Source organism: Pseudonocardia adelaidensis (assembly GCF_039543345.1).
In the GTDB taxonomy this organism is placed as follows: Bacteria; Actinomycetota; Actinomycetes; order Mycobacteriales; family Pseudonocardiaceae; genus Pseudonocardia; species Pseudonocardia adelaidensis.
In genome coordinates, this window is the sequence record NZ_BAABJO010000007.1 from 172,388 (window position 1) to 194,157 (window position 21,770).

At 73.1% G+C, this 21,770-nt stretch carries 24 protein-coding genes and 1 pseudogene; 18 read left to right on the forward strand and 7 right to left on the reverse strand.

Annotated elements, in window-relative coordinates:
• Positions 1–36 precede the first annotated feature (36 nt).
• A complete protein-coding gene (valS, locus tag ABEA81_RS11415; RefSeq protein WP_345604931.1) occupies positions 37–2,616 on the reverse strand; it encodes a valine--tRNA ligase in 2,580 nt (859 codons plus the stop codon).
• A 165-nt stretch (positions 2,617–2,781) separates the two neighbouring features.
• Here valS and ABEA81_RS11420 point away from each other — a divergent pair, with 165 nt between their 5' ends.
• Genes ABEA81_RS11420 through ABEA81_RS11435 form a run of 4 tightly spaced genes read left to right on the forward strand, consistent with a single transcriptional unit; the run spans position 2,782 to position 5,203 of the window.
• Complete coding sequence (locus tag ABEA81_RS11420) at positions 2,782–4,260, forward strand: bifunctional folylpolyglutamate synthase/dihydrofolate synthase (protein WP_425570507.1); 1,479 nt, start codon at positions 2,782–2,784, stop codon at positions 4,258–4,260.
• On the forward strand, positions 4,257–4,634 hold the full coding sequence (locus ABEA81_RS11425) for a DUF4233 domain-containing protein (RefSeq protein ID WP_345604932.1): 378 nt from the start codon (positions 4,257–4,259) through the stop codon (positions 4,632–4,634). The genes ABEA81_RS11420 and ABEA81_RS11425 overlap by 4 nt, the downstream gene beginning before the upstream one ends.
• Positions 4,635–4,661: 27 nt before the next feature.
• A complete protein-coding gene (ndk, locus tag ABEA81_RS11430) occupies positions 4,662–5,072 on the forward strand; it encodes a nucleoside-diphosphate kinase (protein WP_345604933.1) in 411 nt (136 codons plus the stop codon).
• A complete protein-coding gene (locus tag ABEA81_RS11435; protein ID WP_345604934.1) occupies positions 5,069–5,203 on the forward strand; it encodes a hypothetical protein in 135 nt (44 codons plus the stop codon). Before ndk ends, ABEA81_RS11435 begins: the two co-directional genes overlap by 4 nt.
• Here ABEA81_RS11435 and ABEA81_RS42610 read toward each other — a convergent pair.
• The gene (locus ABEA81_RS42610; protein ID WP_425570508.1) at positions 5,196–5,450 is read right to left on the reverse strand and encodes an MBL fold metallo-hydrolase; all 255 of its coding nucleotides are present in this window, start codon (positions 5,448–5,450) and stop codon (positions 5,196–5,198) included. The two genes, ABEA81_RS11435 and ABEA81_RS42610, sit on opposite strands and share 8 nt — an antisense overlap.
• Before the next feature lie 215 nt (positions 5,451–5,665).
• On the opposite strand from ABEA81_RS42610, the pseudogene ABEA81_RS42615 reads away from it, so the two are divergent.
• Together ABEA81_RS42615 and ABEA81_RS11445 are read left to right on the forward strand one after the other, a co-directional pair.
• A pseudogene (locus ABEA81_RS42615) lies at positions 5,666–5,791 on the forward strand (type IV toxin-antitoxin system AbiEi family antitoxin domain-containing protein); the annotation flags it as partial.
• Positions 5,792–6,194: 403 nt separating this feature from the next.
• Positions 6,195–6,557, forward strand: coding sequence for a hypothetical protein (locus ABEA81_RS11445; RefSeq protein ID WP_345604936.1), 363 nt, complete (start codon positions 6,195–6,197; stop codon positions 6,555–6,557).
• A gap of 58 nt (positions 6,558–6,615) precedes the next feature.
• Here the strand turns inward: ABEA81_RS11445 and ABEA81_RS11450 are convergent, their stop codons facing one another.
• Complete coding sequence (locus tag ABEA81_RS11450; RefSeq protein ID WP_345604937.1) at positions 6,616–7,794, reverse strand: MFS transporter; 1,179 nt, start codon at positions 7,792–7,794, stop codon at positions 6,616–6,618.
• 53 nt (positions 7,795–7,847) lie between these two features.
• Here ABEA81_RS11450 and ABEA81_RS11455 point away from each other — a divergent pair, with 53 nt between their 5' ends.
• From ABEA81_RS11455 to ABEA81_RS11500, 10 genes are all read left to right on the forward strand, one after another.
• On the forward strand, positions 7,848–8,825 hold the full coding sequence (locus tag ABEA81_RS11455; protein ID WP_425570526.1) for a helix-turn-helix domain-containing protein: 978 nt from the start codon (positions 7,848–7,850) through the stop codon (positions 8,823–8,825).
• 664 nt (positions 8,826–9,489) lie between these two features.
• Positions 9,490–10,413: an ABC transporter ATP-binding protein gene (locus ABEA81_RS11460; protein WP_345604939.1), complete on the forward strand. Its 924-nt coding sequence runs from the start codon at positions 9,490–9,492 to the stop codon at positions 10,411–10,413.
• On the forward strand, positions 10,410–11,258 hold the full coding sequence (locus ABEA81_RS11465; protein ID WP_345604940.1) for an ABC transporter permease: 849 nt from the start codon (positions 10,410–10,412) through the stop codon (positions 11,256–11,258). Before ABEA81_RS11460 ends, ABEA81_RS11465 begins: the two co-directional genes overlap by 4 nt.
• The gene (locus ABEA81_RS11470) at positions 11,258–12,103 is read left to right on the forward strand and encodes an ABC transporter permease (RefSeq protein WP_345605057.1); all 846 of its coding nucleotides are present in this window, start codon (positions 11,258–11,260) and stop codon (positions 12,101–12,103) included. The genes ABEA81_RS11465 and ABEA81_RS11470 overlap by 1 nt, the downstream gene beginning before the upstream one ends.
• Before the next feature lie 237 nt (positions 12,104–12,340).
• A complete protein-coding gene (locus ABEA81_RS11475; protein ID WP_345604941.1) occupies positions 12,341–13,117 on the forward strand; it encodes a hypothetical protein in 777 nt (258 codons plus the stop codon).
• A 57-nt stretch (positions 13,118–13,174) separates the two neighbouring features.
• A complete protein-coding gene (locus ABEA81_RS11480; protein WP_345604943.1) occupies positions 13,175–15,130 on the forward strand; it encodes a TIGR03960 family B12-binding radical SAM protein in 1,956 nt (651 codons plus the stop codon).
• The gene (locus tag ABEA81_RS11485) at positions 15,123–15,632 is read left to right on the forward strand and encodes a GNAT family N-acetyltransferase (RefSeq protein ID WP_345604945.1); all 510 of its coding nucleotides are present in this window, start codon (positions 15,123–15,125) and stop codon (positions 15,630–15,632) included. Before ABEA81_RS11480 ends, ABEA81_RS11485 begins: the two co-directional genes overlap by 8 nt.
• A gap of 96 nt (positions 15,633–15,728) precedes the next feature.
• On the forward strand, positions 15,729–16,172 hold the full coding sequence (locus tag ABEA81_RS11490) for a group II truncated hemoglobin (protein WP_345604946.1): 444 nt from the start codon (positions 15,729–15,731) through the stop codon (positions 16,170–16,172).
• Positions 16,173–16,239: 67 nt separating this feature from the next.
• Positions 16,240–16,569, forward strand: coding sequence for an antibiotic biosynthesis monooxygenase family protein (locus ABEA81_RS11495; protein WP_345604947.1), 330 nt, complete (start codon positions 16,240–16,242; stop codon positions 16,567–16,569).
• Between the two features lie 93 nt (positions 16,570–16,662).
• The gene (locus ABEA81_RS11500; protein WP_345604948.1) at positions 16,663–17,325 is read left to right on the forward strand and encodes an HAD-IA family hydrolase; all 663 of its coding nucleotides are present in this window, start codon (positions 16,663–16,665) and stop codon (positions 17,323–17,325) included.
• Here ABEA81_RS11500 and ABEA81_RS11505 read toward each other — a convergent pair whose 3' ends face one another.
• Positions 17,326–18,132 (reverse strand): helix-turn-helix domain-containing protein, encoded by an 807-nt coding sequence (locus tag ABEA81_RS11505; RefSeq protein ID WP_345604949.1) that lies wholly within the window; start codon positions 18,130–18,132, stop codon positions 17,326–17,328. It lies immediately after the preceding gene.
• 77 nt (positions 18,133–18,209) lie between these two features.
• On the opposite strand from ABEA81_RS11505, the gene ABEA81_RS11510 reads away from it, so the two are divergent.
• On the forward strand, positions 18,210–18,632 hold the full coding sequence (locus ABEA81_RS11510) for an SRPBCC family protein (protein WP_345604950.1): 423 nt from the start codon (positions 18,210–18,212) through the stop codon (positions 18,630–18,632).
• A 235-nt stretch (positions 18,633–18,867) separates the two neighbouring features.
• On the opposite strand, the gene ABEA81_RS11515 is transcribed toward ABEA81_RS11510, so the two are convergent.
• Together ABEA81_RS11515 and ABEA81_RS11520 are read right to left on the reverse strand one after the other, a co-directional pair.
• On the reverse strand, positions 18,868–19,323 hold the full coding sequence (locus ABEA81_RS11515; RefSeq protein ID WP_345604951.1) for an endonuclease domain-containing protein: 456 nt from the start codon (positions 19,321–19,323) through the stop codon (positions 18,868–18,870).
• A gap of 69 nt (positions 19,324–19,392) precedes the next feature.
• Positions 19,393–19,749: a hypothetical protein gene (locus ABEA81_RS11520; RefSeq protein ID WP_345604952.1), complete on the reverse strand. Its 357-nt coding sequence runs from the start codon at positions 19,747–19,749 to the stop codon at positions 19,393–19,395.
• 144 nt (positions 19,750–19,893) lie between these two features.
• Between ABEA81_RS11520 and ABEA81_RS11525 the strand changes: the two genes are divergently transcribed.
• Positions 19,894–20,811 (forward strand): 1-aminocyclopropane-1-carboxylate deaminase/D-cysteine desulfhydrase, encoded by a 918-nt coding sequence (locus ABEA81_RS11525; protein ID WP_345604953.1) that lies wholly within the window; start codon positions 19,894–19,896, stop codon positions 20,809–20,811.
• On the opposite strand, the gene ABEA81_RS11530 is transcribed toward ABEA81_RS11525, so the two are convergent.
• The gene (locus tag ABEA81_RS11530; protein WP_345604954.1) at positions 20,697–21,731 is read right to left on the reverse strand and encodes a helix-turn-helix transcriptional regulator; all 1,035 of its coding nucleotides are present in this window, start codon (positions 21,729–21,731) and stop codon (positions 20,697–20,699) included. The genes ABEA81_RS11525 and ABEA81_RS11530 overlap by 115 nt on opposite strands.
• Positions 21,732–21,770 lie beyond the last annotated feature (39 nt).

Below are 21,770 nucleotides of genomic sequence, written 5' to 3' on the forward strand. Positions count from 1 at the left end.
GTGGGAAGGCGCCGCACTCATCGGTCGTTCGGCGCGTCATGGCTCCACGACGCGGTCGGGGAGGAGGACCTCCACCCACCTCGCGCCCTCCTCCAGCACCAGTTCCTGGATGCGACCGGCCGCTCGCACGTCCCTTTCGGCTGCGGCCAGCCTCGCCAGGACGGCGCTGGGGCCGGTCACCACCGTTCGGCTGACGTCGGCCCGCATGGAGACCTTCGCCTCCGACTTGGCGCGCCGCACCGCCGTGAGGACGTCGGTGGCGGCGGTGAGGACTTCCGGGTCGCCTCCCCGGGCGCGGAGCTCGGCGGCGTCGGGCCACGGCGCGACGTGGACGGAGCCCTCCTGCCACCACGACCAGACCTCCTCCGTGACGAACGGCAGCACCGGCGCGAAGAGGCGCAGCAGCACCGAGAGGGCCGTGGCCAGCCCCGCCCGGGCCGAGGCGGCGGCGGCGTCCCCGTGCTCGCCGTAGGCGCGGGCCTTGACCAGCTCCAGGTAGTCGTCGCAGAAGTGCCAGAAGAACCGCTCCGTGACCTCGAGGGCGCGGGCGTGGTCGAAGTCCTCCAGCGCGGCGGTGGCCGCCTCGACGGTGTCGGCCAGCTCCGCGATCAGGGCGCGGTCCAGCGGTGCCGTCACGTCGCCGGGAGCGGCCCCGGTGGACAGCGCGAACCGGCTCGCGTTGAGCACCTTGATCGCCAGCCGGCGGCCGATCTTCATCTGGCCCGGGTCGAAGGCGGTGTCGGTGCCGGGGCGGGCACCGGCCGCCCAGTACCGCACGGCGTCCGAGCCGTACTGCTCCAGCAGCGCCATCGGCGTGACGACGTTGCCCTTCGACTTCGACATCTTCTTGCGGTCCGGGTCGAGGATCCAGCCGGAGATCGCGACGTGCCGCCACGGCAGCGTGCCCTGCTCGCTGTGGGCGCGCAGCACCGTGGAGAACAGCCAGGTGCGGATGATGTCGTGGGCCTGCGGCCGCAGGTCGAAGGGGAAGACCCGCTGGAACAGGTCGTCGTCGGCGCACCAGCCACCCGCGATCTGCGGGGTGAGCGACGAAGTGGCCCAGGTGTCCATGATGTCCGGGTCGCCGGCGAACCCGCCCGGCACACCGCGCTGCGCCTCGGTGTACCCGGGCGGGGCGTCGGTGCTCGGGTCGACCGGCAGCGCCGCCTCGTCCGCGGCGATCGGGCGGTCGTACTCCGGCTCGCCGTGCTCGTCCAGCGGGTACCAGACCGGGAACGGCACGCCGAAGAAGCGCTGGCGGCTCACCAGCCAGTCACCGTTCAGGCCCTCGACCCAGTTCTCGTAGCGGGCGCGCATGTGCGCGGGGTGCCAGGTGAGGTCGCGGCCGCGCTCCAGCAGGGCCGTGCGCAGGTCGGCGTCGCGCCCGCCGTTGCGCACGTACCACTGCCGGGTGGTGACGATCTCGAGCGGTCGGTCGCCCTTCTCGTAGAACTTGACGGCGTGCGTGATCCGCTCCGGCTCGCCGACCAGCCGCCCCGCCTCCCGCAGCATCGCGACCACCCGTTCCCGCGCGGCGTGCACGGTGGCCCCGGCGAGCTGGGCGTACGCCGCGCCGTCGACGCCGGCAGGGGGCTCGGGGAGGAACCGGCCGTCGTGGCCGACGACGGTGCGGGTGGGGAGCTGCAGCTCGCGCCACCACAGCACGTCGGTGGTGTCCCCGAACGTGCAGACCATCGCGATGCCGGTGCCCTTCTCCGGGTCGGCGCCGCGATGGGCGTGCACCGGCACCTCGGCGCCGAACACGGGCGTGCGGACGGAGGTGCCGACGAGGTCGCGGTACCGCTCGTCGTCGGGGTGGGCGACCAGCGCGACGCACGCGGGCAGCAGCTCCGGCCGGGTGGTGGCGATCTCAAGGTCGGAGCCGTCGGCGCGGGTGAACAGCAGGCGGTGGAACGCGGCCGGCCGCTCCCGGTCCTCCAGCTCCGCCTGGGCGACGGCCGTGCGGAACGTGACGTCCCACAGCGTCGGGGCCTCCGCCAGGTAGGCCTCGCCGCGGGCGAGGTTGCGCAGGAAGGCCCGCTGCGCCGCCACCCGCGCCCGGGTGCCGATCGTGCGGTAGGTCATCGACCAGTCGACCGACAGCCCGAGGCGCCGCCAGAGCTCCTCGAACGCGACCTCGTCGGCCTCGGTGAGGCGCTCGCAGAGGGCGATGAAGTTCCGGCGCGACACCGGGACCTGGCGTTCGCCCGGCTTCTCCGGGGGTACGAACGCGGGGTCGTAGGGGAGCGCCGGGTCGCAGCGGACGCCGAAGTGGTTCTGCACCCGCCGCTCGGTGGGCAGGCCGTTGTCGTCCCAGCCCATCGGGTAGAACACCGCCCGCCCGCGCATCCGCCGGTAGCGCGCGACGACGTCGGTGTGGGTGTAGGAGAACACGTGCCCGACGTGCAGCGACCCGCTCACCGTCGGCGGCGGGGTGTCGATCGCGAACACCGCCTCCCGCGGCTGCGTGCGGTCGAACCGGTGTACGCCCAGCTCGTCCCATCGGCGGGCCCAGCGCGGCTCGAGGCCGTCGATCGTGGGCCGCTCCGGCAGGGAGGCAGTGTTCACCCGCCCCGCCGGCTCCGCAGGCTTCCATCCCCCAGGGGGCGTCGTCATGCGGCAACGGTAGTGCTGGGGACGCGACGCCCGCCCCGGGTTCCACCCGGTACCGGCTCGTAGACTCGCGGGCGTGAGCGAGCTTGCGAGCTCACCATTCAACACAGCAGTGCTCAACACAGCAGTGCCGCGAACGCGGCTGACGAGCGTCAGCGAGGAGGACGCGTGAGCGACGAGCGCGACGAGCGGCCCGAGGGCGAGGGCGAGATCGAGTCGCCCGAGGACGCGGTGGTGTCGCACGTACTCGACGCCATCCGCGGCGGCGACACCCCGGACGTCGTGCCCGCGCAGTCGTCCACGCTCGGCTACGCGGAGTTCCTCGCGGTCGAGCAGGAGCTCAACCGGCGGTGGCCGGAGACGGTGATGGAGCCCTCGCTCGACCGGATCTCCACACTGGTCGACGTGCTCGGCGAGCCGCACCGCGGCTACCCGGTGGTGCACCTGACCGGCACGAACGGCAAGACCTCGACCGCGCGCATGGTGGACGCCCTGCTCAGCGGGGTGGGGCTGCGCACCGGCCGCTACACGAGCCCGCACCTGCAGCGGGCCACCGAGCGGATCAACATCGACAACCGGCCGGTGTCGCCCGAGAAGTACGTGCAGGTCTACCGGGACGTCAAGCCGTTCGTGGAGCTGGTGGACGCGAAGGAGGGCACTCCGCTCTCCAAGTTCGAGGTGCTCACGGCGATGGCGTTCTCCGCATTCGCCGACGCGCCGGTCGAGGCCGCCGTGATCGAGGTCGGGCTGGGCGGGCGCTGGGACGCCACCAACGTCGCCGACGGCACCGTCGCGGTGATCACCCCGATCGGCCTCGACCACGCCGAGTACCTCGGCACCGACATCCTCGGCATCGCCCGGGAGAAGGCGGGCATCATCAAGCCCGGCGCCGTCGCCGTGCTCGCCGCCCAGGAGAAGGCGGTGGCCGACGTGCTGCTGGAGCGCTGCGTCGAGGTCGACGCGCAGGTCGCGCGCGAGGGTGTCGAGTTCGGCGTGCGCGAGCGGGAGCTGGCCGTCGGCGGGCAGCGCCTCGTGCTCCAGGGGCTCGGCGGCACGTACGACGACGTCTTCCTGCCGCTGCACGGCGAGCACCAGGCGAACAACGCGGCACTGGCGCTGGCCGCCGCCGAGGCGCTGGTCGGCGCCGGGCCGCAGCAGCCCATCGACGCCGACGTGGTGCGGGCGGCGTTCGCCGGCGTGCTCTCGCCGGGGCGGCTGGAGCGGCTCGCCGCCGGGCCGGGTGTGCCCACCGTGCTCGCCGACGCCGCCCACAACCCGCACGGCGCCCGCGCACTCGCCGCCGCGCTGGTGTCGGAGTTCCGCTTCACCCGCCTCGTCGGTGTGCTCGGCGTCATGCGGGAGAAGGACGTGCGCGGCATCCTCACCGAGCTGGAGCCGGTGCTGCAGGAGGTCGTGATCACGGCCAACTCGTCGGCGCGGGCCATGGACCCCGACGAGCTGGGTGCGCTCGCCGTCGAGGTGTTCGGCTCCGCCCGCGTGAGCGTCGAGCCGGTGCTCAGCGAGGCGGTCGACCAGGCGCGGGAGCTGGCCGAGGAGGGCGGCGAGTCCGGGGTCGGCGTCGTGGTCACCGGATCGGTCGTCACCGCGGGCGAAGTTCGCACGCTCTTCGGCAAGGAGCCCGCATGACCGCGCCCGACCCGATGAAGGGCCTGCGTGGCGTGTACGCGGCCACGCTCACGCTCGAGGCGATCGTCGTGGCGCTCTCCCTGCTCGTGCTGTCGAAGTTCGGCGACGGGGCCACGGCGTTCGGGGTCACGGTGATCTGCGCGCTCGCCGTCGCGATGGTGGTCGCGGCGGGGTTGCAACGGCGGCCGTGGGGGCTGTGGCTCGCGCTCGGCCTGCAGGCCGTGATGATCGCCTGCGGGCTGCTGGTGCCGGCGCTCGGCGTGATGGGTGTGGTGTTCGCGCTGGTGTGGGGCGGGATCCTGCTGCTGCGCCGCGACCTCGCCGGCAAGATGGCCCGTGGCGAGCTGCCGAGCCAGCAGGCGCGTGAGCCCTGAAGCGGACCCGCCGATACCCTCGTCGGCGTGACTGAACGCACCCTGGTCCTCGTCAAGCCCGACAGCGTGCAGCGCCGCCTGATCGGCGAGGTCATCTCCCGCATCGAGCGCAAGGGGCTCGACATCGTCGCCCTCGAGCTGCGCTCCGTCGAGCGCGAGCTCGCCGAGCAGCACTACGCCGAGCACGACGGCAAGCCGTTCTTCGGCGACCTGCTCGAGTTCATCACCTCCGGCCCGGTGCTCGCCGCCGTCGTGGAGGGCCCGCGGGCCATCGCGGCGTTCCGCCAGCTCGCAGGCGGCACCGACCCCGTCGAGAAGGCCACGCCCGGCACGATCCGCGGTGACTTCGGCCTGGAGACGCAGTACAACCTCGTGCACGGCTCCGACTCGCCGGAGAGCGCGGCCCGGGAGATCAAGCTCTGGTTCCCGAACCTGTGACGCTGGGGCCCCGCCTCGTCGCCGAGGTGGGGCCGGACGGCTGGACGCCGGTCGGCGTGTTCCCGGACGCGCTGCTCATTGGGCCGGACGACCTGCGTGACGAGCACTGGTTCCAGCTGCGGCTCAACTGACGCGCTGACGCTGCGTCGCCCGCAGCTCCGCGGCGTCGTGGGCGCTGAACACGGTGATCCGGTCACCGTGCTCGCGCACCAGCTCGCGCAGCCGGTCCTGGTTGGCCAGCCGCAGCCCGCGCGCGGTCTCCATCCGCGCCTGCATGTAGCGCAGGCCCGGCGGGCAGCGGGGGGCGTCCGGGTGCATCTCGCCGTGGTGGAAGTACGCGTCGCCCGCGTGCAGCAGCCAGCCGTCCCCGTCGCGCACGGCCACGCCGGTGTGGCCCACGGTGTGGCCGGCCGGCGGGACCAGCCGGACGTCCGCCGGGACCGACCCAGAGGCGGGCCAGAGCTCTCCTTCGTGCGCTTCGATCGGTTGGATCGGGACATGAGCTGCAGGGATGCAGCTCATGTCCCGGATGCGTCGATCAAAGTCGGCGAGTTCCGCGGATCGGCCACGCGCAGGGCACACCGTGCCGGAACATGCTCGCCGTGGGCTTCGAACAGCTGGTGTCCCGGCAGGCGGGTGTGGTCTCCCTCGCTCAGGCCGTTGCCGCCGGCATGTCAGCCGCCACCGTGCAGCGCCGCGTCCGGGAAGGCCGCTGGACCCGCCTGCACCCACGCATCCACCTGGTCGGCGGCCACCGCTCCACTCCCGAAGCCCGCATTCGCGCCGCCTGGCTCTGGGCCGGCGCCTCCGCCATCGTCACCGGGCCGCCGGTTGCCTACTGGCACCACATGCTCGACCGGGCCCCCGCGGTCATCGACCTCACCGTGCCGGCCCACACCAAGCCACGACCTCGACCCGGCATCCGGCTGCGCCGCCGTGACCTCTACGGCTCCGACGTCACCGAACCCACCGAGGCCCGCGCGCGGGGCATCCGGGCGGCGGCCCCACCCTTCGCCGCCCTCGAGACCGCCGTCGCCCTGCCGGACGGCTCCACCTTCCTCGACCGTGCGCTGCAGAGGCACGTCCGATTCCCCGCCGTCTACCGCAATTTTCTGCCGCAATATGGGCCGCACCGGCTCCTCCCCGGCCGGGCGCCTGCTCGTCGCGGCCGCCGACCGCGCCGACTCCGCCGCGGAGCGGCTGCTCGTTCGCCTGCTCCGCGAGGCCGGCATCGACGGCTGGGTGCTCGGCCACCCGCTCGGCCCGTACACGCTCGACCTCGCCTTACCCCACCCAGCGACTGGCCATCGAGGTGGACAGCTGGGCATGGCACGTCGATCCGGACCGCTTTCGCAACGACCGCCGCAAGGGCAACTACATCACCGGCGCGGCTGGGACCTGCTCCGCTTCACCTGGCACGGGCTCCACGAGCAGCCGACGGAGTCGGTCACCGAGATCCGCCAGACCCTCGCGGCTGCCGCCTGATCAGCACAACCGGGACATGCGCTGCAGGGGCGCAGCTCATGTCCCGATCCGGACGATCTCAGCGCCCTGCGGCGCGGGTCGTCACGACGAGAGTGAGCGCGGCGAGCCCGGCGAGGCCGAGCAGCAGGACGGCAGGCGGGACGAGGTGGTCGACGGCGGCCAGTGGCACGGCCGCGGCGAGGCCCACGTAGGAGATCGCCTGGTAGGCGGCGGTGAGCCCGGCGAGGCGGCCGGGTCCTGCGATGCGTTGCACCTCGGTGAGGCCGCACACCTGGCAGCACCCGTATCCCGCGCCGAGCACGACGGTCGACCCGAGTACGAGGAGCGGGTCTGTGGCGGCCGCGGCGCCCGCGGCCACGAGGAGCCCGGCGATCACGATGGCCAGCGCCGTGACGAGCAGGCGGCGGCTCCCACCCCGGGCGACCCGGCGGGCCACGGGCACGACGGCGATCCCGGCGGCGGCGCCGAGCAGGGTGACGAGCGTGCAGAAGAGCAGCACGTAGCCGCCGAGGCGGGGTGCGACGAGCCCGGGCAGGTAGGCGATGCCGACCGCCACCACGCCGAACACCCACGGCGCGAGCGGCGCGACCACGGTGCGGAACCGCCGCGACGACAGCTCCGGGATGCGCAGGCCGCGGGCGGCCGCGCCCGCCGTGCGCGTCTCGGGGGTGTGCCGCACCAGCGGCACGGCGGCGAGGGCGAGCAGCAGGTGCGGCAGGTAGGGCAGCACGGTGCGGGCCGGCGCCCACTGCGCGAGCACCCCCGCGACCAGCGGGCCGAGGCCGAACCCCGCCGTCATCGCGACGGTCGCCCGCCGCGGTCCGCGCTCGCCGCCGTCGACCGCGCTGAGCTCCCTGACCCACGCCGCGCCCGCGCTGAACCCGGCGCCGCTCGCGAACCCCGCGACGAGCCGGCCCGCGAAGAGCCACCCGACGCCCTGACCGCCCCCGAGCAGGAGGGCCGAGGCGACCACGGACGCGCCCAGCGCGGCGAGGACGACCATGCGCCTGCCGTAGCGGTCGGACACGGGACCGCCGAACAGCAGGCCCGGGACCAGCCCGATCACGTACACCGCGAACACGGCCTGCACGGTCGCGGCGCCCACCCCCAGCTCGGCCCGGTACATCAGCAGGAGCGGGGCGAACTGCTGCGCTCCCCAGCCCACCGCTGCGACCGCGGCGCCCGCGCCCCACCACACCCGGTCCCGCTGCCGCTGCAGCACTCCCACTTCGTCCACGGCGGGGATGCTCCGCCCGCACGGTCCGCACCACGAGTGGCGTGAACGCCAACATGCGTACAGTTCCGGACATGCCGCATTTTGTCGCCCTCGCGGTCGCCGGTGGTTCCTCGCTGCTCGAGGTGGCCGTCCCCTACGACGTCTTCGGGATGGACCGCTCGGGCCTCGCCGACCCCTGGTACGACTTCGCGGTCTGCGCCCCTCCGGGCGCGGGCATCGGCAGCTGGTTCCGGGTGAGCACACCGCACGGGCTCGACCGGCTCGTCACCGCGGACACCGTGATCGTGCCGTGGAGCCACGACGTGGAGCAGGACCCACCCGCCGACCTGGTCGACGCCGTCCGGGCCGCGCACGAGGCCGGGGCGCGGGTCGCGTCGATCTGCACCGGCGCGTTCGTACTGGCCGCGGCCGGGCTGCTCGACGGCCGCCGGGCCACCACCCACTGGATGCACGCCGGGCTGCTGGCCCGCCGCCACCCGCGGGTGCAGGTCGATCCGGACGTGCTCTACATCGACCACGGGGACGTGCTGACGTCCGCGGGCAAGGCCGCGGGCCTCGACCTGTGCCTGCACCTCGTCCGGAAGGACCACGGCAGCGCCGTTGCCAACGCGCTCGCCCGCCGCCTCGTCGTGCCACCGCACCGGCCGGGTGGGCAGGCCCAGTTCATCCCCGCCCCGGTCCCGGCCGATGCCGACGGCGGGCTGGGTGCGCTCCTGGGCTGGGCGCTGGAGCGCCTGCACGAGCCGGTGACCGTCACGGACCTGGCCCGCGCGGCCCGCACCAGCGAGCGCACGCTCAGCCGGCAGTTCCGCGCCGCCACCGGCACCACGCCGCTGCAGTGGCTGCTGGCGCAGCGCGTGCACCGGGCCCAGGAGCTGCTCGAGACCACCGGCCTGAGCGTCGAGCAGGTCGCCGAGCGCACCGGCCTCGGTACGGCGGCCACGTTGCGCCGGCACTTCCACCGAGCCCTCGGCGTCCCGCCGGACGCCTACCGCCGCTCCTTCCACGGCGGCTCCCGGCCTGCTGCCTAGACGGTTGATTCCTGGTTTCTCAGTGGTGGTCGGGGGCGATCGGGGAGTGCTCGACGGGGCGTCGTCGCGGTGGTCGGGGCGGTCGAAGGTGATACCCGGGCCCGTCGTGCACCTGGTGTCGTCCGAGGTGCGGCACGCGCATCGGATCGCCGATCAAGGGGAGATGGTGGCCGAATGATCTCCGGGGGCGACCATTTGCCCTTGGTCACCGCTGCGGGCAGCCATGTGCCCTTGATCGCTGCGCTGGCCCCGGCCCCGGCCCCGGCCCGGTGGGACAGCCTCCTGGCGGCGCCGCGCGCCCGATCGGGCAGGCCCTGGCCTGCCCGGGGTGTTGTTCGTAGGGGCCGCAGAGGCTCGGAGGTCACGGGTCGCGCAGCGACGCCGGATGCGCCCTCGAGCTGTGAGGGGCAGCCCCGCGCACTGCGCGGCGCCGCCAGGAGGCCGGAGGTCGAAGGTGATGCCCGGGTCCGCCGCGCACGTGGTGTCGTCCGAGGTGCGGCACGCGCACCGGATCGCCGATCAAGGGGAGGTGGTGGCCGAATGATCTCCGGGAGCGACCATTTGCCCTTGATCACCCCTGCAGAGCAGCCATTTCGCCCCGGCTCGGCGCGGGAGCGGGAAACCTCCACGATTTCTGTCGGGGAACCCGGCTAGCGTGCTGGCGGTGGGGGACGGACTGGTCCAGGCGCGCGGGCTGCGCAAGCGGTTCGGCGAGTTCGAGGCCGTGCGCGGCATCGACGTGGACGTCGCGCGGGGCGAGGTGTTCGGGTTCCTGGGCCCCAACGGCGCCGGCAAGTCCTCCACCATGCGCATGATCGCCTGTGTCTCCCCGCGCTCGGCGGGCGAGCTGCAGGTGCTGGGCATGGACCCCACGGCCGACGGGCCGCGCATCCGCGCCCGGATCGGCGTGGTGCCGCAGCTCGACAACCTCGACCAGGAGCTGTCGGTGCGGCAGAACCTCGAGGTGTACGGGCGCTACTTCGGGCTCTCCCGCGCGCAGGTGCGGGCCAAGGCCACGGAGCTGCTGGAGTTCGCGCAGCTGTCCGAGCGGGGCGACTCCGAGGTCGAGCCGCTCTCGGGCGGGATGAAGCGCCGGCTCACGATCGCGCGGGCGCTGGTCAACGATCCGGAGCTGCTGCTGCTCGACGAGCCCACCACCGGCCTCGACCCGCAGGCCCGCCACCTGCTGTGGGAGCGCCTGTACCGGCTCAAGCGCGAGGGTGTCACCCAGATCATCACCACCCACTACATGGACGAGGCCGAGCAGCTGTGCGACCGGCTGGTCGTCATGGACGGCGGGCTGATCGTGGCGGAGGGCTCGCCCGCCGAGCTGATCGAGCGCTACTCCACGCGGGAGGTCCTCGAGCTCCGGTTCCCGGTGGGCGAGGCGCCGCAGGCCGGTGCCCTCGCCCCGCACGTCGAGCGGGTCGAGGAGCTGCCCGACCGGCTGCTGCTCTACACGGCCGACGGCGAGCACGCGCAGGCTGCGGTCACGAGCGCGGGCCACCGGCCGCTGTCGGCGCTCGTGCGCCGCTCCACCCTGGAGGACGTGTTCCTCCGGCTCACCGGGCGGAGCCTGGTGGAATGACCGTCCCCGAGCTCCCCTTCCGGCTCACCGTGCGGTCCACCGGCCGCGCGCCCGGTGCGGTGCGCGGCGTGCTGCTCGTCGTCGAGCACGCGTGGGTGTGGTACCGGCGCAACTGGCGGGCCACCGTGGTCTCGTCGATCGTGCAGCCGCTGCTGTTCCTGCTGGCGTTCGGGGTGGGGTTCGGGTCGCTGGTGCAGCGCGGCGGTGGAGCCGGGGTCGCGGCCGCCACCGGCGGGCCCACCTACCTGGTGTGGCTCGCGCCCGCCCTGCTCACCGTCTCGGCGGTGCAGACGGCGGTGTTCGAGTCGTCCTACCCGGTGCTGTCGGGCTTCAAGTGGCAGCGGCACTACCACGGGATGACGGCAGGCCCGGTCTCGCCGGCGCAGGTCGCGCTGGGCCACCTCACGTGGGTCGCCCTCAAGACGGCCGGCTCCGGCGCCGTGTACGTCGTCGTGATCGCGTTGTTCGGCGGGCTGGCGAGCACCGGGATCGTGGTGTCGCTGCTCGCCGCGGTGCTCACCGGCGCGGCGGTGGCGGCGCCGGTCACCGCCTTCTCCGCCACCCTGGAGAGCGACCGCGGGGCGTTCAGCGTGCTGTTCCGGTTCGTCCTCATCCCGATGACGCTGTTCTCCGGCACGTTCTTCCCGGTCGACCGGCTGCCGGTCTGGGTGCAGCCGGTGGCCTGGGTGTCGCCGCTGTGGCACGGCACCGAGGTCGCCCGGGCCGCCGCGCTCGGGCGTTGGCAACTGCTGCCCGCCCTCGGCCACACCGCGTACCTGCTCGCGCTGCTGCTCGTCGGCGCGGCGCTCGCCACCCGGGTGTACACCCGGAGGCTCCAGCCGTGATCGCCGTCGACGAGCCGGCGCCCGCCCGGCAGGCGGGCACCACGGCAGTGCTCGTGCGGCTCCTGCTGCCGGCCGGCGGCTACGCGGGGCGGTCGCACGCGTTGCTGCTGCGCGCGGCCACCGCGTCGCGGCGGGCGTGGCTCGCGTTCGTCTCGGGGTTCTTCGAGCCGGTCTTCTACCTGCTCGCGATGGGTCAGGGCCTCGGATCCATGGTCGGCGCGCTGCCCGGTCCCGACGGTGCCCCGATCAGCTACGCCGCGTTCATCGCGCCGGGCCTGCTCGCGGCCTCGGCGATGAACGGCGCGGTCTTCGACTCCACCTTCAACGTGTTCTTCAAGCTCAAGTACGGCCGCATCTACGGCGCCATGCTCGCCACCCCGCTCGGGCCGGTCGACATCGCGCTCGGCGAGATCGGCTGGGCCCTCATCCGGGGCGGCCTCTACGCGCTCGGCTTCCTCGCGGTCATGGGCGGCTTCGGCCTGCTGGTGTCGCCGTGGGCGCTGCTCGCGCTCCCGGCGGCGTTGGTCGTGGCGTTCGCGTTCGCCGCCGTCGGCATGGCCGCCACGTCCTACATGCGGTCCTGGCAGGACTTCGACCTGGTCACGCTCGTGATCCTGCCGATGTTCCTGTTCTCCACCACGTTCTACCCGCTGTCGGTCTACCCCCGGTGGCTGCAGATCGTCGTGGAGTGCCTGCCGCTCTACCACGCCGTGGAGTTGATGCGCGGTCTCACCACGGGCGTCGTGCACGCCGGGCTGCTCGGGCACCTGGCCTACTTCGCGGTGATGATCGCGTTCGGTGTGGTCGTCGCGGCCCGGCGGCTGGACGCGCTCCTGCTGAGGTAGCGCCCGGGCGGCGCCGGGGGTGGTCCGCCGGCCACGGCGACGGTGCGGGCCGTGGTCCCAGGAGCGGATGGAGCTGCGCGGGTTCGGCGCCGTCGCCGAGGAAGGCTCCGTGCACGGAGCCGTGCTGCCCGTCGACGATGGCCGCGTGGCCGTCCGACGCCGGTACGGTCGGGTGGCGCTCTGGATCCGGTCGAGCGGCGCGCCCCCGCGCGGTCCGGCGCGAGGGACAATGTCGGCATGACGGTCCTCTCGCCGGGCCCCACCCGGACCGATCTCGTACGGAACGTCGTGGTGGCGCTGCTCGCGATCGCGCAGGTCGTTGTGGCCGTGATGGCCGGCGATGCGGTCGGAGTGGTCGCGCGCGAGTACGCCAGCCCGCTGCTGGCGGCCGACTGGGCGTTCGTGGTGTGGCTGCCGATCTACGCCGGCTTCATCGGATACGCGGTCTTCCAGGCCCTGCCCGGGCAGCGCGCCCGCCAGATCCACCGGAACACCGGGTGGTGGATGGCGGCATCGGCCGTGTTCAACATCGGCTGGGTGCTGTCGTTCGGCACGGGCTGGCTGCCGCTGGCGGAGCTGGCGATCATCGGGCTGCTGGTGAGCGTCGCCCTCGTCTTCGGCCGCTACTGCCGGACGCCCGCCGAGGGCGTGGTGGAGCGCGTCGTGGTGCGCGGCACCGTCGCGCTCTACGCCGGCTGGGTCTCCATGGCCACACCGCTGGGCACGGCGGCCACCGGGGTGTGGATCGGCCTCCCGGGCACCGGGGCGCTCGCCGCCATCGCCGCCGTCGTGGTGCTCCTCGCGGTCACCGCGATCGTGTCGTGGGCGGTGATCTCCGGCACGGCCGTCGTGCCGTTCGCGGTCGGTGCCGTGTGGGCGATCGTCGGCATCGCGCTGAACGACCCCCCGGCCGGTGTCGTGGTCGCCGGGGCGATCGCGATCGTGATCGTCCTCGCGGCCACGGCGCGCCGGATCAGCACAGCCGGTTACCCGGTGCGCGCTGCCTGGGGCTGACGCCTCCGGCCCGGCCGCGAGGCGGCCCCGCCGGGCACGGGGCTACGCTGGATCGACATGACGGCACCGTCGATTTTTCCGGACCTCGAGCCGCTTCTGCCGCGCGTCTCGAAGCCGGTGCAGTACGTCGGCGGCGAGCTGAACGCGCAGGTGAAGGACTGGGAGTCGGCCGCCGTCCGGTGGGCGCTCATGTACCCCGACGCGTACGAGGTGGGGCTGCCCAACCAGGGCGTCATGATCCTCTACGAGCTGCTCAACGAGCGCCCGGACGCGCTCGCCGAGCGCTGCTACGCGGTCTGGCCGGATCTCGAGGCGCTGATGCGCGAGCACGGCGTCCCCGCGTTCACCGTCGACTCGCACCGGCCGTTGGGCGCGTTCGACCTGCTCGGGGTCAGTTTCTCGACCGAGCTCGGCTACACCAACCTGCTCACGGCGCTCGACCTCGCCGGCATCCCGCTGCACGCCGCCGAACGGGGGGTCGATCACCCCGTCGTGGTCGCAGGCGGTCACGCGGCGTTCAACCCGGAGCCGATCGCCGACTTCGTCGACGTCGCGGCGATCGGGGACGGCGAGGAGGTGGTCGGCGAGATCACCGACGTGGTGGGGGCGTGGAAGGCCGAGGGCCGCCCCGGCGGGCGTCGCGAGCTCCTGCTGCGGCTGGCCGCCGTCGAGGGCTGCTACGTGCCGTCGCTCTACGACGTGAGCTACGGCGCCGACGGCGCGATCGCCGCCGTCGCGCCGGTGGACGAGCGCGTGCCCGGCGCGGTCACGAAGCGCACCACCACCGACCTGGACGCCTGGCCGTACCCGAAGCGGCCGCTCGTGCCGCTGGCCGAGACCGTGCACGAGCGTGCGAGCGTGGAGATCTTCCGCGGCTGCACCCGCGGCTGCCGGTTCTGCCAGGCCGGCATGATCACGCGCCCGGTGCGGGAGCGGACACTGGCGGGCATCGGCGAGATGGTCGACTCCGCGGTGCGGGCGAGCGGGTTCGACGAGGTGGGGCTGCTGTCGCTGTCCAGCGCCGACCACTCGGAGATCGCGGAGATCACCAAGGGGCTCGCCGACCGCTACGAGGGCACCAACACCTCGCTGTCGCTGCCGAGCACGCGCGTCGACGCGTTCAACATCGACCTCGCGAACGAGATCTCCCGCAACGGGCGCCGCTCCGGCCTCACGTTCGCCCCGGAGGGCGGCTCGGAGCGGATCCGGCGAGTGATCAACAAGATGGTGTCGGAGGAAGATCTCATCCGCACCGTCTCCGAGGCGTTCGCGCAGGGCTGGCGGCAGGTGAAGCTCTACTTCATGTGCGGGCTGCCCACCGAGGAGGACGAGGACGTCCTCCAGATCGCCGACATGGCGCACAACGTGATCCGCGCGGGCCGCGAGGCGGCCGGGCGCAACGACGTGCGCTGCACGATCTCGATCGGCGGGTTCGTGCCCAAGCCGCACACGCCGTTCCAGTGGGCCGCGCAGGCGTCCCCCGACGTGATCGACTCACGCTTGCGCAAGCTGCGGGAGAAGGTCAACAGCAACCGCAAGCTGGGCCGCAACGTCGGCATGCGCTACCACGACGGCGAGCCGTCGCTGATCGAAGGGCTGCTCGCCCGCGGCGACCGGCGCGTCGGGCGCGTGATCGAGCGGGTGTGGCGCGAGGGCGGCCGGTTCGACGGCTGGAGCGAACACTTCTCCTACCAGCGCTGGGTCGACGCGTGCGCGGCCGAGCTGGAGCCGCTCGGCGTCTCGCTCGACTGGTTCACCACCCGGGAGCGCGACCGCGACGAGGTGCTCCCCTGGGACCACCTCGACTCCGGGCTCGAGCGCGACTGGCTCTGGGACGACTGGCAGGACGCGCTCGCCGGCCGCGAGCAGGACGACTGCCGGTGGACCCCGTGCTTCGACTGCGGCGTGTGCCCGGCCACGGGCGCCGACATCGAGGTGGGCCCGAGCGGCACCACCCTGTTGCCGCTCACCGTGGTGAACCCGATCCAGGGGAACGCGGGCACGGGTGGCTGAGGTCGCCGACACCGAGTTCGGCCAGCAGGTCGCCATCCGCGTGGCCGACGAGCGTGACATCGCAGCGCTCGCGGGGCTGCGGCGCGCCTGGCTGGAGGAGCGCCTCGGGTACCCGGTCGAGGACCCCGGATTCGAGGCCTCGTTCGCGCAGTGGTGGCGGGTGGAGCTGCCGCGCCGCACGTTCTGGCTGGCCGAGGTCGGGTCCCCGCGCAGCGGCTACACGGCGGTCGGCTCGATCAACGTGCTGGAGATCGTCCACATGCCCCGGCCCGGCGCCCGGGGCGGGCGGATCGGGCACGTGGGCAACGCGTTCGTCCTCGCCTCCTTCGCCGACCGCGGCGTGCCCGCGGCGCTCCTCGACGCGGTGGTGGAGCACGCCCGCACCCGCCGTTACCGCCGCCTGCTCCTGGCCCCGACGGCGGGCAGCGCGCCGTTCTACCGCCGGGCCGGGTTCGTGCCGGCGGGGGACGGGTTCCTGGTGCTCGAACCGGATCGTTCGTGACCCGTCGGCCGGAGTCGATCTCGAAACGCCGAGGCGACGTTCGGCCCCACCCGACCGCATCTTGACCCGGCCCCAGCCTGCTGCAAGCGTGTAATCGTGCCGAGTCTGTACGAACATGCGGGCGGCGAGGATGCGTTGCACCGCCTCGAGCAGTTGTTCTACGACAGCGTTCTCGCCGACCCGCTCCTGCAGCCGCTGTTCGGTGCCGGTCGCCCGGAGCACGTGGACCACCTGACGGCGTTCACGGCCGAGAGTTTCGGCGGGCCCGACCGGTTCTCCCGCGAGCTCGGCTTCGCTCACCTGATCGCCGTCCACCGCGGGCTGAAGATCAGCGAGGAGCAGCGTCAGCGGTTCGTCGACCTGTACATCGCGGCGCTCGACGCGGCGGGGATGCCGGCCGACCCCGCGTTCCGGGACGCGGTGCGCGAGCACGTCGAGTTCGGCACCAGGGTTGCGATGCAGAACTCGCACGCCGCCACCGACGACGAGCTCCACCCCCTGCGCGAGGTCCCGCGCTGGACCTGGGCGGGCGACGGCTGAGGGCGACGACTGGCGGGTGCTGATCGGTGGTAACCGGAACCGGTCGAGCCCGAAGGATGGTGCGCACATGATGACGGTCATCACGCAGGTCACGCTGAAGTCCGGTTGTGAGCCCGAGTGGGACGCCGCGATGCGCGAGCGCCTTGCGGCAGCGAAGGGGCGGCGCGGTTGGGTCGGCGGGCAGCTGCTCATCCCGCTGGACGGGCACAACGGACGGGCGGTGATCGGGACCTGGGAGAGCCGGGCGGACTGGGAGGCCTGGCACGAGGACGAGCGGTTCGTCGAGTCCCGCAAGCGCATGGACGGCCTGCAGGAGGGCCGCAGCGAGATGGCCTGGTACGAGGTGGTCACGGAAGGGCGAGGCGTCGGGACGTCCTCCGTCGGGCCCCCGCAGTAGAGCGACCGGCACTCCGCCAACCCCCAGCGGATTTCACACACCCAGCCGGGACTTCGCACAGGGCCGGCTCTGTGTGAAGCCCAGGTCGGGTGTGTGAAGAGGGCGCTGCTCTACGACACCGTGCTCGCCGGCCCGTGGCTGCCGCCGCTGGCTACCGTGATCGGCGTGGAACCTTCCCGCACCGTCGTCTTCGATCTCGGCGAAGTGCTCGTGCCCTCGACCGGGATCATGCCGTTGCTCGCCGCCGAGCTCGGGGTCACCGTGGCCGAGCTCGCTCCTGCGTACTGGGCCGGGCGAACCGCCTACGACCTGGGCAGCAGCGCGGAGGAGTACTGGACAGGGGTGCTGGCGGCGCTCGGGCGTGCGCCGGACGAGCGGCTGCTGGGGTGGCTCACGGAGACGGACTCGGTGAAGTGGTCGACGTTGCCGCGGGCCAGCGCCGACCTGCTCGCGCACCTGCACGGGCGGGGCGTGCGGCTCGGCGTGCTGTCCAACGCCCCCGGCCCGCTCGCGGCGGCCGTGCGGGCGGCGCCGTGGACCGCGGGCATCGCGCACCTCGTGTTCTCGGCCGAGGTCGCGCTCGTCAAGCCGGATCCGGCGATCTACGCCCGCGCCGACGCCACCTACGGCACGCGGCCGGGAGACGTCGTCTTCTTCGACGACAAGGTGGAGAACGTGGAGGCGGCCCGCGCCCACGGCTGGGACGCGCACGTGTGGGCCGGTGCCGACGCCGCGCTCGACATCCTGAGCCGCTGATCAGGACGGACCGAGGGCGCGGCGCAGCGCCGCGGGCGTGTGGCCGGTGTGCGCGCGGACGGTGCGCGTGAGGTGGGCCTGGTCGGCGAAGCCGAGGTCGGCGGCGAGCAGCGCGAGGCTGCGCTCGCCATGCGCCAGGCGCTCCAGCGCGCGCCCGACGCGCACCCGGTTGCGGTAGCGGGTGGTCGAGACGCCGATCTCGCGGGTGAACGCCCGGCTCAGGCGGTAGGGCGACACGTCGAGGTGGTCGGCGAGGGAGAACAGCCGCTCGGCGGCGGGGTGCCCGGAGAGGATCGCCTCCCGTGCCGCGGCGACGAGAGATCGATCGCCCCTCGTGCCCGTCACCGTGGCCGGGCTCGGCGTGGGGACGAGCCGCCCCACGGTCGCGGTGAGCAGCCCGAGCAGCTGCTCGACCAGCGCGTAGTCCGGATCGCCTGCCGCGGCGAGAAGCCTCCGGTGGGCCAGCTCGACCCGGGCGTCGACGTAGACGCAGGAGCCGGCGAGCCGCGCGGCGTCGCCCATGAGCGCCGCCCACCGCGCCGGCGTGATCGACACCGACGTGCAGACGTCGCCACCGGCGGGGTGCGCGAAGCGCTCCTCCACCCCGGGCTGCGAGACGTAGCCGAGGGTCGGGTCGAGATCGGTGGGCCCGTGCGCGCTCGTCCGGCGGAACCGGCCGGAACGGACGAGCACGAGCCGGTGCTCGGCCGGAACCTCGGCGTCGGACCAGCAGCGATGGTGTTCCCGGCACACGACGGTGCTCACGGTGACGTCGGGCCGGGTGGCGAGTTCGGCGACCGAGAGCACGTCGCGGACGGTACGTGCGGGGTCCGACAGGCAAGGAAGTTCAATACCCCGGCCGGGAGCCGGGCCAGGCTCGGCGCATGGCATTCCTGCGAACCGAGATCTCCATCGCCGCCGACCCCGCCACCGTCTGGGACGTGATCCGTGACTTCGCTGCGGGTCCGCTGCGGATGGCCCCGGGTTTCGTCATCGGATGCGAGGCCGACGGGGACGTCCGGGTCGTCACGTTCGCCGACGGCGTGGTCGTGCACGAGCGCTTCGTCGAGCGCGACGACGGCGAGCGGCGCATCGTCTACTCCGTGATCGGGGGCAGCATCCGGCCCGACCACGACCGGGCCGAGATGCGAGTGGTCGCCGAGGGCGGCGGCTGCCGTTTCGTCTGGACCCGCGACCTGCTGCCCGCCGAGCTCGGCCCGGGCGTCCAGGCGGCCATGGACCGCGGCGCCGAGGTCATCGGGCGGACGTTGGAAGCCGCCGTCCCGAACTCCCCCACACCGCCGTGACCAGGGCTGCGAGAAGCACGAGGGCGAGACCGAGCGCGCCGATCAGGAGCGACACAGCATCCCCGACCATCTTCGGCCAGGTCGGGCGACCGCGATGTGGTGTTCGAGGTTGTCCCGGATCAGGGACGGTGGGTCGGGCCACAGCCGGTAGAGCGTCGTGCGCCCGATGCCGCTGCGCCACGGCCACGTGCGTGACACCGGGCCACCCCTGCTCTCGGATCCATCGCGCCTCGGATCAGGCGGCGACGTAGCCGCGGCGGCGCAGCTCGTGCTCGACCACACGTGCGATCCGCGCGGGATGGCGGCAGACGGTGGAGGCGTCGAAACGCAGGATCGTCCAGCCGAGCCGGACGAGGGCGGCCTCGCGCAGGAGGTCCTTGTGGGCCCGGTCCTGCTCGCGGTGAGCCTCGCCGTCGTACTCGATCGCGAGCTTCACTGCGGGGTAGGCCAGGTCGAGGCGGCGGATCCGGCCGTCGGTCTCGACGTCGAACTGGACGTGCGGCGTGGGCAACCCGTGCTCGTGCAGCGCCATCCGGATGCGGGTCTCCATCGGCGACTCGGCCCGGGCGTCGCAGAGGTCCAGCACGCGGCCGATGTGCCCGGCGCCCCGCGCTCCCCAGTGCAGCATGCGCAGGCGGCGGACGTCCGCCAGGTCGATCTTGCACGCGAAGGCGATCGCATCGACCGCCACGACCTTCTCCCGGAGCGCCGGTACCCAGCGGACGAGGTCGTACGCCGTGCGGGCGGGGGTCGTGACGCCCTACGGGCCCACCGCGGTGATCTCGCCGGACTCCACGAGGTCGCGATGAACCGGGAGGCCCGGGCAGCGGTAGGACTGGCGGCCGGACCGGACCAGCAGCACCTCGGCCGGAGCGTCGGCGGGCCCGCAGGACGCATCCAGCAGCTCGGCGGCCGAGTAGCCGGCGAGGACTCCGCGGCCCTCGACCAGGACGGCCGCGGCGGCCGATCGCAGCGCGAGGTCCGGTTCGAGCCGGGCCGGGGCGTACACGTCGAGGAACAGCCGCTGGAAACGAAGCCCGCGCAGCTGCCCCCACGTCAGGAGCCCGGCGGAGACGGCGGCGGAGCCGCGGAACGGCCGGGTGAGATCGATCGACATGCCCGGCAGGGACGGTGCCCGGGCGCTCCCGGTTCCGTGATCCGCGGTCTCGGTTGCACATGGTCGTTGCGGCAGCCACTGGCAACCGATGCTCCGGATCTTGGTGGCGCGGGAGCACGACACGCCCGCCGTAGACTCACGCGCATGGCGCCGTTCCTCGGCAAGGTTCTGGTGCGAGAGCTCGAGCTGGGTCTGCAGCTGCCCTCCCCGTTGCAGGACCTGCACGACGATCGGCTCGCAGGCGTCCGGCTCTTCCTGAAGCGGGACGACCTGATCCATCCCGAGGTGACGGGCAACAAGTGGCGGAAGCTGAAGTACCTGCTCGCTGATGCCTGCGCATCCCGCGCCTCGACGCTCCTGACATTCGGCGGCGCCTACTCGAACCACCTCAGGGCGACGGCGGCAGTCGGCCGGATGTGCGGCTTCACCACCATCGGAGTGGTGCGCGGCGAGGAAGAGCCGCACAACGCGATGTTGGACGCCGCGATGTCGGACGGCATGCAGCTGCACTACATGGACCGGGCGACCTACCGGCGCAAGGCCGACCCCGAGGTCATCGACGCTCTCCATCGCCGGTTCGGCGACTTCTACCTGGTGCCGGAGGGCGGTAGCACCGAGTTCGCGGTCCCGGGGTGCCGTGAGCTCGTCGACGAGATCGAACAGCCCTTCGATGTGATCGCGTGTCCGGTCGGTACCGGTGGCACCCTTGCCGGCATCGCGGCCGGTCTTGCTCCCGGGCAGCGCGCGCTGGGCGTCTCGGTGCTGAAAGGCGCGGCATCGCTGGATGACGACGTTCGGTCGCTCCAGCTCGATGCGACCGGGCGAGTTGTCGGGAACTGGTCGATCGAGCACCGGTTCCACTGCGGTGGCTTCGCTCGGAGATCGCCGGAGCTCGACGAGTTCCTGGGTGATTTCGATCGCCGGCACGGTTTGCGTCTCGACCACGTCTATGTCGGAAAGCTGATGCTGGCGGTGTTCGCGCTCATCTCAGAGGGTGCCTTCGCCGACGGTTCGAGGGTGGTCGCCGTGGTCACCGGGCGGCCGCCTGCCGGCTCCGGCTGATCGGCCCACGTCAGCCGCCATTCACCCGACTTCACCTCGAAACGCTTCCCGACGCCGAGCCACCTGCCGACCATCTGGCGGCCCGCCGGGTCGATGACGAGCTGGATCAGCCCCTGGTACGTCGCGGCCCGATAGTGCCCTGTCGGGGAGGTCCGCTCCGTCCAGGCGCCACTGGCGATGGTGCCGTTCACGAGGAGGTCGAGGTCGAGGACGCTCCGTTGTGGATGGGCGAGGCTGCGACCGGTCAGCCGTCCGTCCTCCGTCCTGAGGTCGATGACGTGGGTTCCCTCGAGGTCGGCGCCTCTGCTGGTGCTGTGGTACCGGTATGTGCTGCTCCACCGGCCGGCGAGGGCAGACGCGCCCACGGTACGAGGTTGTCCCAGCGGCGGTGACGTCGGTGACGCGGTTGCGGCCAACGCGGCAGCGGTACTCAGCTTCAGCAGCATCGCGCGGCGCTGGTCGCCCGGGAGCCGCTGGGCCCAGTCCGCGACTGCCCGGGTCAGCTGGTGGAGGTCGAGGTTGCCCACCTGCCACGCGAGGGTCTCCGGCTCGGTGCCATCGTCGTAGCTCCGGTCGCCGCCGTACTCGCCCCATCCGGCCAGTAGATCGGCGACGTCGCACTCGTAGATCCGCGCGAGCCGGTCGAGGACGTGCAGTGACGGCATGTGCCCGGTGGGGCTGGGCCAGTTCTCCCAGTAGGAGATGTTCTTGAACGTCTTCGGCTCGTCGGGCCAGCGGCGGCTCCACGCCTGTGCCGTGTCGGCCTGCGTCCAGCCGTGGGCGATCCGCATCGCGACCCGGGCGTTCAGCCCGTAACGGGTGCGCAGGGCCGCGGCGGCCTCGCTCCACGTCCGGCCGTCGGCGCGCAGGGACTCGGCGAGGGCCAGCTGCTCACGGAGCCGGGCGGAGCGGGCGACCACGGCCGGAACGTACTCCCCGTCCGACCGGGAATCACCAGT